The organism is Mycobacterium sp. Root265 (assembly GCF_001428895.1).
Taxonomy (GTDB): domain Bacteria; phylum Actinomycetota; class Actinomycetes; order Mycobacteriales; family Mycobacteriaceae; genus Mycobacterium.
Window position 1 is genome coordinate 358,862 of record NZ_LMJA01000028.1, and the last position, 13,776, is coordinate 372,637.

At 67.6% G+C, this 13,776-nt stretch carries 15 protein-coding genes; 9 read left to right on the forward strand and 6 right to left on the reverse strand.

Annotated elements, in window-relative coordinates; genetic code table 11:
- Window positions 1-88 precede the first annotated feature (88 nt).
- Window positions 89-1,300, reverse strand: a complete 1,212-nt coding sequence (locus ASE48_RS20580; RefSeq protein ID WP_057168970.1) for an acyl-CoA dehydrogenase family protein — start codon at window positions 1,298-1,300, stop codon at window positions 89-91.
- A gap of 47 nt (window positions 1,301-1,347) precedes the next feature.
- A complete protein-coding gene (locus ASE48_RS20585; RefSeq protein ID WP_235571373.1) occupies window positions 1,348-1,902 on the reverse strand; it encodes a TetR/AcrR family transcriptional regulator in 555 nt (184 codons plus the stop codon).
- Between the two features lie 151 nt (window positions 1,903-2,053).
- Here ASE48_RS20585 and ASE48_RS20590 point away from each other — a divergent pair, with 151 nt between their 5' ends.
- On the forward strand, window positions 2,054-3,340 hold the full coding sequence (locus ASE48_RS20590; protein ID WP_235571375.1) for a cytochrome P450: 1,287 nt from the start codon (window positions 2,054-2,056) through the stop codon (window positions 3,338-3,340).
- Between the two features lie 64 nt (window positions 3,341-3,404).
- Window positions 3,405-4,259 carry an SDR family NAD(P)-dependent oxidoreductase gene (locus ASE48_RS20595; protein WP_057168972.1) on the forward strand — a complete coding sequence of 285 codons (855 nt, stop codon included), beginning with the start codon at window positions 3,405-3,407 and terminating at the stop codon, window positions 4,257-4,259.
- Between the two features lie 4 nt (window positions 4,260-4,263).
- Here ASE48_RS20595 and ASE48_RS20600 read toward each other — a convergent pair whose 3' ends face one another.
- The gene (locus ASE48_RS20600; RefSeq protein ID WP_057168973.1) at window positions 4,264-5,472 is read right to left on the reverse strand and encodes an NAD(P)/FAD-dependent oxidoreductase; all 1,209 of its coding nucleotides are present in this window, start codon (window positions 5,470-5,472) and stop codon (window positions 4,264-4,266) included.
- A 75-nt stretch (window positions 5,473-5,547) separates the two neighbouring features.
- Here ASE48_RS20600 and ASE48_RS20605 point away from each other — a divergent pair, with 75 nt between their 5' ends.
- Window positions 5,548-6,303 (forward strand): YebC/PmpR family DNA-binding transcriptional regulator, encoded by a 756-nt coding sequence (locus tag ASE48_RS20605; RefSeq protein WP_057168974.1) that lies wholly within the window; start codon window positions 5,548-5,550, stop codon window positions 6,301-6,303.
- Here the strand turns inward: ASE48_RS20605 and ASE48_RS20610 are convergent, their stop codons facing one another.
- Complete coding sequence (locus ASE48_RS20610) at window positions 6,304-6,951, reverse strand: SDR family oxidoreductase (protein ID WP_057168975.1); 648 nt, start codon at window positions 6,949-6,951, stop codon at window positions 6,304-6,306. It abuts the gene before it with no gap.
- Window positions 6,952-7,055: 104 nt separating this feature from the next.
- Here ASE48_RS20610 and ruvC point away from each other — a divergent pair, with 104 nt between their 5' ends.
- The 5 genes from ruvC to ASE48_RS20635 are packed head-to-tail and all read left to right on the forward strand — an operon-like array spanning window position 7,056 to window position 10,358.
- The gene (gene ruvC, locus ASE48_RS20615) at window positions 7,056-7,613 is read left to right on the forward strand and encodes a crossover junction endodeoxyribonuclease RuvC (RefSeq protein WP_057168976.1); all 558 of its coding nucleotides are present in this window, start codon (window positions 7,056-7,058) and stop codon (window positions 7,611-7,613) included.
- Window positions 7,610-8,200: a Holliday junction branch migration protein RuvA gene (gene ruvA / locus ASE48_RS20620; RefSeq protein WP_057168977.1), complete on the forward strand. Its 591-nt coding sequence runs from the start codon at window positions 7,610-7,612 to the stop codon at window positions 8,198-8,200. Before ruvC ends, ruvA begins: the two co-directional genes overlap by 4 nt.
- On the forward strand, window positions 8,197-9,261 hold the full coding sequence (gene ruvB / locus ASE48_RS20625) for a Holliday junction branch migration DNA helicase RuvB (RefSeq protein ID WP_057168978.1): 1,065 nt from the start codon (window positions 8,197-8,199) through the stop codon (window positions 9,259-9,261). The genes ruvA and ruvB overlap by 4 nt, the downstream gene beginning before the upstream one ends.
- A 6-nt stretch (window positions 9,262-9,267) precedes the next feature.
- Window positions 9,268-9,657 carry a DUF1304 domain-containing protein gene (locus ASE48_RS20630; protein ID WP_057168979.1) on the forward strand — a complete coding sequence of 130 codons (390 nt, stop codon included), beginning with the start codon at window positions 9,268-9,270 and terminating at the stop codon, window positions 9,655-9,657.
- A gap of 41 nt (window positions 9,658-9,698) precedes the next feature.
- Window positions 9,699-10,358 carry a hypothetical protein gene (locus ASE48_RS20635; protein WP_057169033.1) on the forward strand — a complete coding sequence of 220 codons (660 nt, stop codon included), beginning with the start codon at window positions 9,699-9,701 and terminating at the stop codon, window positions 10,356-10,358.
- A 2-nt stretch (window positions 10,359-10,360) separates the two neighbouring features.
- Here the strand turns inward: ASE48_RS20635 and ASE48_RS20640 are convergent, their stop codons facing one another.
- Entirely contained in the window at window positions 10,361-11,431 is a 1,071-nt protein-coding gene (locus ASE48_RS20640; protein WP_057168980.1) for a GGDEF domain-containing protein, read from the reverse strand.
- A 281-nt stretch (window positions 11,432-11,712) separates the two neighbouring features.
- On the opposite strand from ASE48_RS20640, the gene ASE48_RS20645 reads away from it, so the two are divergent.
- Window positions 11,713-12,537, forward strand: a complete 825-nt coding sequence (locus tag ASE48_RS20645) for an alpha/beta fold hydrolase (protein ID WP_057168981.1) — start codon at window positions 11,713-11,715, stop codon at window positions 12,535-12,537.
- Here ASE48_RS20645 and ASE48_RS20650 read toward each other — a convergent pair.
- Entirely contained in the window at window positions 12,534-13,634 is a 1,101-nt protein-coding gene (locus tag ASE48_RS20650) for a GGDEF domain-containing protein (RefSeq protein WP_057168982.1), read from the reverse strand. The genes ASE48_RS20645 and ASE48_RS20650 overlap by 4 nt on opposite strands.
- Window positions 13,635-13,776 lie beyond the last annotated feature (142 nt).

The following is a 13,776-nucleotide window of genomic DNA, read 5'->3' on the forward strand; positions in this document are numbered from 1 at the left end:
TAGGCCGACCGTGTTTCGGCGATGTCACAGCTGTGTTTGCGTCCCGCGACGGAGTAACCGCCCGAAATTAACTCTGGCGTAAGTATTTTCAGCGCAGCGGCAGGCCGGTGATGGCGCGGCCCATCACCAGCCGCTGAATCTCGCTGGTGCCTTCGAAGATCGTGAAGATCTTGGCGTCGCGGTGCATCCGCTCGACCGGGTAGTCGCGGGTGTAGCCGTTGCCGCCGAGAATCTGGATGGCCTCATCGGTGACGTAGACCGCGGTCTCGCTGGCCACCAGTTTGGCCATCGACCCCTCGGCGTTCTCGAACTGCTTGCCGTTGCGCGCCATCCAGCCGGCCCGGTAGACGAGCAGGCGGGCGGCATCGATGCGGGCCTTCATGTCGGCAAGCTTGAACGCGACACCCTGGAAATCGCCGATCTTGCGGCCGAATTGCTCACGCTCGCAGGCGTAGTCGAGTGCGTACTCATAGGCGGCGCGCGCCACGCCGACGGCCATGGCGCCGACGGTGGGGCGGGTGCGCTCGAAGGTCGCCATGGCGGCCTGTCCGGCGGCCTTCTTACCGTCGCGCACCTTGGCGATCTTGGCGTCGAACTTCTCCTTGCCGCCGACGATCAGGCGCCCGGGGATGCGGACCTCGTCGAGCACGACCTCGGCGGTGTGCGACGCGCGGATCCCGTGCTTGAGGAATTTCTGGCCCTGGCTGAGACCCTTGGTGCCGGGCGGGATGATGAATGACGCCTGGCCGCGGGTGCCGAGTTCGGGGTGCACCGACGCGACCACGACGTGGACGTTGGCGATGCCGCCGTTGGTGGCCCAGGTCTTGGTGCCGTTGAGCACCCACTCGTCGGTGGCCTCGTCGTAGCGGGCTCGGGTGAGGATCGAGCCGACATCGGATCCGGCGTTCGGTTCGGAGGCGCAGAACGCGGCGACCTCGGGCTTCTCGACGGTGCCGAACATCTGCGGAAGGAATTCGCCGATCTGCTCGGGGGTGCCGGAACCGGCGACCGAAGCGGCGGCCAGTCCGGTGCCGAGGATGGACAGCGCGATACCCGCATCGCCCCAGAACAGTTCCTCGAAGACGACGATCATGCCCAGGCCGGAGGGTTCGGCCGTCTGTTCAGCCATCATCTCCAGCGAGTAGAGGCCGATCTTGGCGGCCTCCTGGATGACCGGCCACGGGGTCTCCTCGCGCTCGTCCCACTCGGCCGCGGCGGGGCGCACCACGTCGGCGGCGAATTCGTGAACCCACTTCTGCACGTCGAGCAGGTCTGAGGACAACTCCAGGGAGAACGTCATATCGGCTACCTTACTTTGGAGTAAGTTACCGGGACAGTGAGTGTGGCTCAGTTAACACGGGGCGGGCGAAGACCCAGCGTGCGCCGGCCGGCCGTCACCAGCTGCTCCAGCAGCTCATCCGCGGTCCCGTCGTACTCGACGCCGACGGCGGCCGAGATACCCGACATCACGATGGCGGCCCGCACCTGACCGGCCATCCCCGGTTCGGCGCCGGCCAGTAGTTCCATCTGACGCGCGACGATGGCGCCCCAGTCCTGCCGCGCGCGCAGCAGTTCGCCGACGCTGGGGTCGCCGGTGAGGACCGGGAACAGGGTTCGGTTGGACACCGCAAGGGCGGCGAATCCGCTGAGCATGGCATCGGCTTGCGCCTTTGCGCCGCGGTGACCGCCGGCCTGCTCCACCAGCTGTCGCAGTTGATCGATGACGGGATCGAGCACCGCTTCCAGGAGCTCATCGCGGGTGCGGAAGTGGTGGTAGATCGCCGATTTCGTGAGGCCGAGCTCGTCGGAGATCATCTGCAGCGAGGTGCCGGCGATGCTGTGCCGGCGAAACAGCTCGACGGCGACCTCGATGAGGCGCTGCCGGGTGGCGGGGGCGCTCACACCGGTCCTCGGAATGTAGTGCTGCTAACAATTCGTCGCGGTCCGACCATTCGTACAGTTTACGACTGTACGATTGGTCAGTAACTGACTTTACGTTTGGTCGGTTTTGGTATCGCCGATCCGCGGCCCGCCGCCACCCGAGGAGCGCATCTTGACCATCAGTCCAGCGCAGATCGACGCCATCGATTTCTTCCACGACCCGGCACTGGTCGCCGACCCGTATCCGCTGCTGGCCCGTATGCGGGAAGAGAGTCCGGTGCTGCGCGAACCGACCCAGGGCGTGCTCGTGGTCACCGGCTACGACGAGGTGCTGGCGGTGGTCGGTGATCACGAGTCGTTCTCGTCGTGCACCAGTGTGACCGGTCCGTTCCCGGGCTTTCCGGTATCGCTGGACGGCCTGGACGCGGCCACCGTCCGGGCGCTCATCGACGAGCACCGCCAAGAGCTACCGTTCAGCGACCAACTCCCGTCCTTCGACCCGCCTACCCACACCGCGCACCGGTCGCTGCTGACCCGCCTGATCACCCCCAAGCGCCTGAAGGCCAACGAGGAGTTCATGTGGCGGCTCGCCGATCAGGTGCTGGCGCCCTATCTGGCCCGCGGCGGTGGCGAGTTCATCACCGCAGTCGGTAACCCGGTGGCGCTGCTGGTCATCGCCGATCTGCTCGGCGTGCCCGTCGAGGACCGCGACGAGCTCACCGCGGTACTCACCGGCGACGTCGCCCTGGGCAGCACCGAAGGTGCCGAGATGGCCCACGCCCCACTGGAATATCTGTACACCCGGTTCGCCGACTACATCTCCGACCGTCGTACTGCACCGCGCAGCGATGTCATGACCGAGATGGCGCAGGCGACGTTCCCGGACGGGTCGACACCGGAGGTCATCGACGTGGTGCGGGTGGCGTCCAACCTATTCTCCGCCGGTCAGGAGACCACCGTGCGGTTGCTGTCCTCGGCGATGAAGGTGCTGGCCGAGGACGCCGACCTGCAGGATCGGCTGCGCCGCCAACCCGAATTGATCGGGAACTTCATCGAGGAGGCGCTGCGCTTCGAGAGTCCGATCCGCGGGGATTTCCGGCTGGCCCGCGCCGACACCACGATCGGTGGGGTCGACATTGCGGCCGGCACGACCCTCATGGTCCATTACGGTGCCGCCAACCGGGATCCGCGAGTGTTCGAGAATCCCGACATCTTCGATCTGGACCGGCCGAACTCGCGGCGCCACATCGCATTCGGGCGCGGTATCCACAGTTGCCTGGGCGCACCACTGGCACGCGCCGAGGGGCGCATTCTCATCCAGCGCCTGCTCGAGACTGCCGGCGAGATCCGCCTCGACGAGGCCCACCACGGCACGGCGGACCACCGGAGGTTCGGCTATGTGCCCACCTTCATCCTGCGGGGACTCACCGAACTGCATCTGAAGGTCGTGGGGTCCTGAGGGTCGCCCTCGCCCACGCCGTCGCCGCCTGCCCGGAACGCGCCATCCACATGAAAGAGGAAGCATGTCTGTAGATTTCGCCAGCAAGGACCGCACCGCCTTCGACCTGTCCGGAAAGGTGATCGTCATCGTCGGCGGCGGGCAGATGCCCGGCGACAAGATCGGCAACGGGCGCGCCACCGCCGTGCTGGCCGCCAGGCACGGAGCCGAGGTGGTGGCTGTGGATCTCAACCTCGCGGCCGCGCAGGAGACCGTCGACATGATCGAGGCCGAGGGTGGCACCGCCTACGCCGTGCAGGCCGACGTCGCGGAAAAGGACGACTGCCAACGTATCTTCGACACCGTCATGCAGCGCAGCGGCCGGGTGGACGGGATGGTCTACAGCGTCGCGACCAACCCGCCCTTCGACCGGGAATCGAATTCGATGTCGGTCGAGAACTTCAACAAGGGCATCAACGTCAACATGCTGGGCTGCTTCCACTGCAACCTCTTTGCCGCCCAATGCATGGAGAAGAACGAGGGCACCAGCACCGGCAGCATCGTCAACTTCTCCTCGATCGCGAGCCTGAAGAACGAACTGGGCCTGAACATGGGCATCATGCCGTACGCCTTGGGCAAGTGCGGTCTGAACTACATCACCGAACTGACCGCGGTCGAGTACGCCGAGGCCGGCATTCGGGCCAACACCCTGATGCTGGGCCCGATCGACTCGACCCTGGGGAACCACGACTCGCAGGAACTGTTCGGATTCGATTCCGACGAGGTCGACGCGGCCTACAACGAGGTTGTCAAACTCAAGATGGGCCGCGCGAGCAGCTGGGAAACCGCCTACGCCGCACTGTATCTGCTCGCCGACGAGTCGCGGTTCATGACCGGCCAGCAGATCCGGCTCGATGGGGGAGCAACCCTGGTGCGCTGACCGGTTACCCGGTCGACGGCGGTGTCTGCACCTCGGGGACCGCCGCGGCCAGCAGCGCGGCCCGGTCGGCCCCCAGCGGCGGATAGATCCGCTCAGTGTTGATGACCGTCTTGGTGGCCTTCGCCGCCGCACCGGTACCGATGACCGTGCGGTCCCAGCCCTCGGTGTACACCGCGCCGGCCGGGCCCAGATCGAGCACCGTCACGTACCAGGGGATCCGTAGCGTCAGCAGCGGTGCGCCCACCAGATCGCTGATCACGTTGTAGCCGGCGTAGCGGCCCATCGGCCTGCTGTGCTGACACGACATCACCGAGGTGTGCCCGTCGTCGACCTGCGCGGCCGCCACATCACCGGCGGCGAAGACATCGGGCACGCCCTCGACGCGCAGTCGGCCGTCGACCGGGACACGGCCCAGCCGGTCCAGGCTGACGGGCAACTGCGCGGCCAACGGATTCGCCCGCATCCCGGCACACCAGATGACGGTGGCCGCGGGGATCACCGCGCCCGAGGACAGCGTCACCGTCTCGGCATCCACCGCGATCACCCCGGTACCGGTGACGGCCTCGACCCCGCATCGGGACAGCGCATCCTCGATGACCGGCCGGGCCGAGACACCCATATCGGATCCGACGGCCGGGTTGTGGTCGACGAGCAGCACCCTCGGCGTCACCGCCGGCCCGAAATGCGCGGTCAGCCGGGCGGGCAGTTCGCATGCCGTCTCGATACCGGTCAGCCCGGCCCCCACCACAGCGACGGTGCCCGCACCCGGGGTGTCGGCGGACAGCGTGTCCAGGTGCTCACCCAATCGTGTTGCGCTGTCGAAGGTGTCGACATCGAAGCCGAACTCGCGCAGGCCGGGAATGTCCGGCAACGCCACCTGGCTGCCCGCCGCCAGTACCAGCCGGTCGTAGTTCACGGCGATGGTGCCCTCGGGGGTGAGCGCGGTGACCGTGCGGCCGTCTACGTCGACGGCGGTGGCCGTGCCGAGCACATGCGATACGCCCGTGGGGTCCAGCAGATCGCCCAGCGGCAGCCGGCAGGCACTGAGATCGCGCTCGTAGTTGCGCACCCGGATGTCGTGGTGGGCGGTGGGGGACAGCACGGTGATCCCGATGGACGCCGGCGGCAGTCCCAGCTCGTCGACCCGTCGCGCCGCCCCCAGGGCGGCCCACAAACCGGCGAATCCCGACCCGATGATCAGAACCTTGCGCACCCAAGCAGGGTGTCACGAAAGAGGGTGCCCGTAGACTGGGCAGTCGACGTTTCACCAGAAAGAGGGCGTACCTGCATGAGCGGCCATTCCAAGTGGGCCACCACAAAGCACAAGAAGGCCGTCGTCGACGCCAAGCGCGGCAAGATGTTCGCCAAGCTCATCAAGAACATCGAGGTCGCAGCCCGTACCGGTGGCGGCGACCCGTCGGGTAATCCGACGTTGTATGACGCCATCCAGAAGGCCAAGAAGTCGTCGGTGCCCAACGACAACATCGAGCGCGCCCGCAAGCGCGGCGGCGGTGAAGAGGCCGGCGGCGCCGACTGGCAGAACATCACCTACGAGGGCTACGGCCCCAATGGTGTTGCGGTGCTTATCGAATGTCTCACCGACAACCGCAACCGCGCCGCCGGCGAGGTGCGCGTCGCCATGACCCGCAACGGCGGCAACATGGCCGACCCGGGGTCGGTGTCCTACCTGTTCTCCCGCAAGGGCGTCGTCACCCTCGACAAGAACGGCCTCACCGAGGACGACGTGCTCGCCGCCGTGCTGGAGGCCGGGGCCGAGGAGATCAACGATCTCGGCGAGAGCTTCGAGATCATCTCCGAGCCCACCGACCTGGTGGCCGTGCGTACCGCGCTGCAGGACGCCGGTATCGACTACGACTCCGCGGACTCCGGTTTCCAGCCGTCGGTCAGCGTGCAGGTGGACCTCGAGGGCGCCCGCAAGGTGCTCAAGCTCATCGATGCGCTGGAAGACAGCGACGATGTGCAGGACGTCTACACCAACATCGACATCCCGGACGAGGTCGCCGCCCAGCTCGACGAGGACTAGTTAGAGCGCTTCCCCGATCGGCGTCTCCCCGGCGATGAGCTCGAAGGTCCGGCCCGCCGTCGCGGGGGAGTCCAGCACCGCCAGCAGGACCGCGGCGACATCGGCGCGCGCGATCGTGCCGCGGCCGGTCGACTCGGCGATCTGCACTTTGCCGGTGCCCGGGTCGTCGGTGAGCCCGCCCGGCCGCACGATGGTGGTCTGCAGCGCGCTGCGCGCCCGCACGTTCGCATCGGCCTCGGATTTGGCGCGGATATAGGCCTGGAACACCTCGTCGTACCCGTCGTCGAGGCTGCGGTCGTCGGCCCCTATCGCCGACACCATCACATAGCGGTGCACACCCGCGGACTCGGCGGCATCGGCCAGCAGGATCGCCGCGTCCCGGTCCACCGTCTGCTTACGCGCGACACCGCTGCCCGGACCGGCCCCGGCGGCGAACACCACCGCATCGGCCCCGCGCAGCGCCTCGGCGACCTGCTCCACGGTGCTGTTCTCCAGATCCAGCACCACCGCCTGCGCTCCGACCGCCTCGAGATCGGTGCTGTGCGAGGGGTTCCGGATCAGCCCGACCGGCGCATCACCCCGGGCCGCCAGCAGCCGCTCCAGAATCAACGCGATCTTTCCGTGTCCGCCCGCTATGACTACTCGCATGTCTCCATGGTGGCACGGCAAGAATTGCGCGTGTCCCTCTCCGGATGTGTCGGGCCCGGCGGCTACGCTATCGAACACGTGTTCTGATCGGTGAAGGGGCTGGCGTGCGGGTAATGGGAGTCGATCCCGGGTTGACGCGCTGCGGATTGTCGGTGATCGAGACCGGTCGCGGTCGCCATGTCGTCGCGCTCGACGTCGATGTCGTTCGGACCCCGGCAGGTGAAGCGCTGGAGCGCCGGTTGCTCACCATCAGCGACACCGTCGAATACTGGATGGACACCCATCGCCCCGACGTGATCGCCATCGAGCGGGTGTTCGCCAACCAGAACGCCAACACCGCGATGGGCACTGCTCAGGCCGGCGGGGTCATCGCACTGGCGGCCGCCCGCCGCGATATCGACGTGCACTTCCACACCCCCAGCGAGGTCAAGGCCGCGGTCACCGGCAACGGCCGCGCCGATAAGGCGCAGGTCACCACGATGGTCACCAAAATCCTCGGGCTGCAACAGAAACCGACCCCGGCTGACGCCGCGGACGCGCTGGCGCTGGCCATCTGTCACTGCTGGCGGGCGCCCATGATCGCCCGGATGGCCGAGGCGGAGGCCAAGGCCGCCGAGGCCAAGCGGAAATACGAATCCAAGCTCAAGGCGGCCCGCGCATGATCGCCTCGGTGCGTGGCGAGATCATCGAGATCGCCCTCGATCACGCGGTCGTCGAAGCCGCCGGGGTCGGTTACAAGGTGATGGCCACCCCGTCGACGTTGTCCACGCTGCGGCGCGGAGACGAGGCCCGGCTGATCACCGCGATGATCGTGCGTGAGGACTCGATGACGTTGTACGGCTTCGCCGACGGTGAGTCGCGTGATCTGTTCAGCACACTGCTGGGCGTCTCCGGTGTCGGCCCGAAGATCGCGCTGGCGACCCTGGCCGTGTATGACGCAACCTCGCTGCGCCAGGCGCTCGCCGACGGTGATGTCACCGCGCTGACCAGGGTGCCGGGCATCGGCAAGCGCGGCGCCGAGCGGATGGTGCTGGAACTGCGCGACAAGATCGGCGCGGTCCCCGGCGCCGGCGGATCGGCAGCGGCCATCGGGCACGCGGTGCGGATGCCGGTGGTGGAAGCCCTTGTCGGACTGGGCTTCGCGGTCAAACAGGCCGAGGAGGCCACCGACAAGGTGCTCGCCGACGACCCGGCGGCCACCACCTCGACCGCGCTGCGGGCGGCCCTGTCGATGCTGGGTAAGAAATGAGCAGATTCGACGAGGACGTCGAGGGCGACGAGCACGCGAGCCGGGACGTCTCGGCGGCCCTGACCGTCGGCGAAGGAGATGTCGACGCCAGCCTGCGGCCGCGCACCCTCGGTGAGTTCATCGGGCAGCACCGGGTACGGGAACAGCTCCAGCTGGTGCTCGAAGGCGCCAAGAACCGGGGCGGCACACCGGATCACATCCTGCTGTCCGGACCGCCCGGCCTTGGCAAGACCTCGCTGGCGATGATCATCGCCGCCGAACTCAGTTCGGCGCTACGGGTCACCTCGGGTCCGGCGCTGGAACGTGCCGGCGACCTCGCAGCGATGCTGTCCAACCTGGTCGAGGGCGATGTGCTGTTCATCGACGAGATCCACCGCATCGCGCGGCCCGCCGAGGAGATGCTGTACCTGGCGATGGAGGACTTCCGGGTCGACGTCGTGGTCGGCAAAGGCCCTGGGGCGACATCGATTCCATTGGACGTGGCGCCGTTCACGCTGGTCGGTGCGACCACCCGGTCCGGTGCGCTGACCGGCCCACTGCGGGACCGGTTCGGTTTCACCGCGCACATGGACTTCTACGAACCGGCCGATCTGGAACGGGTGCTGCACCGCTCGGCCGGGATCCTCGGCATCGAGCTGGGCGCCACCGCCGGCTCCGAGATCGCGCGGCGTTCCCGCGGCACCCCGCGGATCGCCAACCGGCTGCTGCGCCGGGTCCGTGATTACGCCGAGGTTCGCGCCGACGGCATCATCACCCGCGATATCGCCAAGGCGGCACTTGAGGTCTACGACGTCGACGAACTGGGCCTGGACCGGCTGGACCGCGCGGTGCTCTCGGCCCTGACCCGCAGCTTCGGCGGCGGACCGGTCGGGGTGTCCACCCTGGCGGTCGCGGTGGGGGAGGAAGCCACCACCGTCGAAGAGGTGTGCGAACCCTTCCTGGTGCGTGCCGGGATGATCGCCCGTACCCCGCGCGGCCGGGTCGCGACCCCGCTGGCGTGGACACACCTGGGCCTGCAACCGCCGGTCACCGGATTCGGGCAGACCGGACTGTTTGAATAGTCTCCCATGATCACCGCCGGTCTCGTCATCGCCAGCCTCGCCGCGCTGCTGCACGTGTACATCTTCGTGATGGAGTCGCTGACCTGGACGTCGCCGCGCACCCGGGCGACCTTCGGGCTGAGTGCCCAGGAGGCCGAGGCGACCAAGGAAATGGCCTTCAATCAGGGCTTCTACAACCTGTTCCTGGCCATCGTGTCCGGGGTCGGCATCGGCGCCGTACTGACCGGGCACGGCGCGGTAGGGACCGCGCTGGTCCTGGCCGGGGTGGGATCGATGCTGGCGGCCGCGCTGGTGCTGCTGCTGTCCTCACCGGACAAGGCCCGCGCCGCCGTCACCCAGGGTGTGTTCCCGTTGATCTCGGTGCTGCTGATCGCGATCAACCTGGTTACCGCTTGATCATGGTGGGTAATCCCCTCGGCATGACCGAGGAGGCCACCATGTCCGACACACGCGTAAAACCTGCCCGTGGCAGCAGACTGGCGATATCGCGCAGCCGCGGAGCCCTCAGTGGATTCCTGCTGATACTTCTCGGCCTGTGGGGTGCGCTCATCCCGTTCGTCGGGCCGTACTTCGACTTCGCCTTCACACCCGATTCGCCGTGGACGTGGACCCTCGGCCGGGGCTGGCTGGAGGTGCTTCCCGGCGTGGTGGCGGTGATCGGCGGTCTGCTCCTGCTGGTGTCACGCAACCGTGCCACCGCGATGCTGGGCGGATGGCTGGCCGTCGCCGCCGGGGCGTGGTTCGTGGTGGGGCGTGCGCTGGCCGCGCCGCTCGCGCTCGGCAACGTGGGTAGCCCGGTGGCCGTCACCGAGTCCAAGCGGGTGGTGCTGGAGCTCGCGTACTTCTCCGGTCTCGGCGCCCTGGTGGTCTTCCTCGGCGCGGTCGCGGTCGGCCGGTTGTCGGTGCGCAGCGTCCGTGATGTGGAGATCCGCGATGTCGACACTGTCAGGCCGGTCGATACCACGGGATCGCAGCCGGTGGTGATGCCCGATCAGAAGACGGAGGTCATTGGACCCACCGCCGAGGCGCGTCGCCGGAAGGGTTGGCGGGGCATGTTCCGCAGCGGCGACCGCAACAACGAGCTGGCGCACCGCTAGATCTACTGCCGCACGACATCGGACGCGTGGCGCACCTGATTGCCACCGGCACGCTTGGCGGTGTACATCGCCCGATCCGCCACGCCGAGCAGTTCGTCCAGCGCCTCCCGGGACGCCGGGAGGCGCTGGACGGATGCGGTGCCGACGCTGGCGGTCACGCCATCGGGCAGCGCACCGATCGCGGCACACACTCGATCGGCGAGCTGATGGATATGCCGGTCACCGGTGGTGGAGGCGATGCAGAACTCTTCCCCGCCGATACGGGCCACGACTGCGTCGCCGCCGGCGGCCTTGCGCAGCACAGCGGCCACCGCCTTGAGTACCTCGTCGCCGGCGGCGTGCCCCAAGGTGTCGTTGACCTGTTTGAAGCAGTCCAGATCCACCATCACCAGTCCGAGCACCCCGCGGCCGCGGACGAAGCGGCCGGCGCGGTGTCCCACCGCCCGGTAGAAACCACGTCGGTTGTGCAGGCCGGTGAGGACGTCGACGTCCGAGTTCACCGCGTCGGCGCCCAGAAGCTGGACCAGAATCTGGCCCATCATCGGCACGGTGAGCATGCTGGCCAATATCAGCAGGAGCTGGCTGATCGCCATTGCGGTGTCACCGACCATGGCGGCCCGCACTCCGCAGATCACCGCGGTCCCGACCCCCACACCGAGTACCAGCGCCAGAAACCGGCTGTTCTGGGTGAAGGCCACGAGGCCGCCGATCGCCGCGAAGATGGCGCAGGCCAGCAGTCCGCGTTGCGGGTCCAGGATGATCAGGCTCGCCGCCGAGACGCACACCGCCGACAGCACGGCAAAGATCCGGGACACCCGTCGCGATGGCCAGCGGATCAGCCAGGCGATCGTCATGCTCCAGCACAGCGCGGTCGCTGAGAACGCGATGAGGTAGGTCGGCCATCCGGAGGGCACCTCCGGGCTCCACAGCAGCAGCAACGGCACGAATCCGAGTGCGGTGACCGTCGTGGCCATGATCAGTTGAAGGGGCCAGCGAAGCTGCTGGGACTCCAAGTACACCGAAAGCCACTCGTAGCGGTCCGGTTGCCGCCACCACCGGCGAATCGTGTTCATCGCGTCAGTTCGTTTGAAAGATCGAGGTCAGTTGTGTCCGGTATCACTGTACGGCGTTCAAGCGGGTGCTCAGCACATCAGTGTGCCGTTAGCTGTGGGACTGCTCAGGATCGAGTTCGTCGAGCAGTTGCTGCATCGTGCGGCACATCTGGCTGAAGTGCTGTTCGCCGACGGCGCCTGCCCAGCGTTGCTCGAGATCGACGACGCTCTCTTGACGGAGCTGTGGGCGGGCAGCATATTACGGTTACCGAAGTTCCGGTTTCCGAAGTACATGGGGAGTCATGGCCGTCCAGCGAGTCGCAACCGAGGTAGGCGCCCTGCACGTCGAGACGCTGGGTGCCGGGCCGCCGGTGGTGTTGTGGCACAGCCTGTTCCTGGATTCGCGATCGTGGTGCGGGATCGCCGAGGAACTGGCGGGCACCCGCTCCGTGGTGGTGATCGACGGTCCCTCGCACGGCGCGAGCGAACCCATCGGGCGGGATTTCAGCTTCGCCGAATGTGTTGCCGCGGCGGAGTCGGTGCTGGACGCGCTCGGCGTCGCCGAACCCGTCGACTGGGTGGGCAACGCCTGGGGTGGGCATGTGGGCATCCAGCTCGCCGTGCACCGGCCCGAGCGGCTGCGCTCCCTCACCACGATCGGGACGCCCGCCCATGCGCTGCGCGCGGTCGAACGCTGGACCAAGGTCTGGCCGCTCGTGCAGCTCTACCGCTTCACCGGACCCAATGCGCTGCTGCTCAAGCCGCTCGCCGATGCGCTGGTGGGACAGGAATCCTTTGCTGCTGCACCAACTCTCGCCGACGAGGTGATGAGTGCGTTCACCGGCGCGGACCGGCCGTCGATGTTCCGCGCGATGCGGTCGATGATGCTGAATCGTCCCGATATGGCTGCCGACCTGACCCGGATCGCCGCCCCGGTGTTGATGGTGGCGGGCCGAGACGACATCACGGGCTGGCGGCCGGCCGACGCCCAGTCCGTCGCCGACGGTATGGCCGATGCCACCGTGGTGGACGTCCGGGGAAGCGGGCACTCCTCCCCACTGCTGGTCGACCGGGAAACCGTCATCGGGGCCGTGCAACAGTTCTGGAGCGGTGCGCGGGCGCGCTAGAGCGCATCGAATTCGTGATTGTTGCGCTGCACCCGGTTTCCGCCGGCGCGTTTGGCGCTGTACATCGCGTCATCGGCCGCCTCGACGAGGCGATTGATCAACAGGGTGATCTCCTGATCGTCGAGCTCGCCGATCTTCGCCAGTGCCGAACCGATGCTGACCGTGATCGCGTCCGGCAGAGCGGCGATCTCCAGGCGGATCCGCTCGGCCAGCGCCGTGGTCGCGGTGTCGTCGAGATGCCCGCACACCAGGAACTCTTCACCGCCGAAGCGGGCCGCGATGATGTCGTCCCCGGCAGCCTGTGCGCGCAGGATCTCGGTGACCGTGATCAGCAGCCTGTCGCCTGCGGCGTGCCCGCGGGTGTCGTTGATGCGTTTGAAACCGTCCAGATCGACCAGGATCACCCCGACGGTGCCGCCGTATACCGCGGCGCGGCCCACCAATTCATGTGCGGCGCGGTGGAATCCGCGCCGGTTCAGAATATTGGTCAGCGAGTCCACATCGGATTCCGCGGCGTCACTGCCCAGCAGCCGCACCAGCACCTGGATCGAACCCGGCACCGCCAGCACACCGACGAGGATGACCACGAACTTGCTCACTCCGGAGGCGGGGTCCCCGGCCAGCGCGACGCGGACCGCGTTGATCCCGGTGGTGGTCACTGCCACGCCGATGACCGTCACCAGATACGGGCTGGTGTGGAAGAACGCGATGTAGCCGGCCATCGCCGCGAAACACGAGCAGCCGAGCAGGCCGACCGCGGGGTCGCGATCCAGCAGGCAGGCCGCGGCGATGCACAGCGTCGCGGTGACGGCGAACGCCTTGGACTGCTCACACGTGGGCCAGCTTCGCGCCCACAGCACCGCCATGGCGGCCGTGATGAGAGCGACGGCGAACGACAGCACGGTGGGTAGACCGTCGGCGGGCCCGCCCGGGCTCCAGTGCATCAGCAGCGGTGCGACCATCAGCAGCACGATGACGGCCACCATCATGGCCTGCGTGAAGCCGCGCAGCCGCTGCGCGTCGAGGTAACTGGACAACCAGTCGAAGTGGTCGGGCTGGCGCCACCACGCGCGCAGCACGGCCCGGTACTCGGTCATTCGACCGGACACTACCGATCCGTGGCCGTTGACCCGGTGAAACGGGCTAGTGTCCTGAGTCATTAATTACGATCTAGTTGTTAATCTGGGTTGTGCCGACCCCTCATGCTGCTGAGATTGTGTTGTCTGCCGCCGAGCGTGC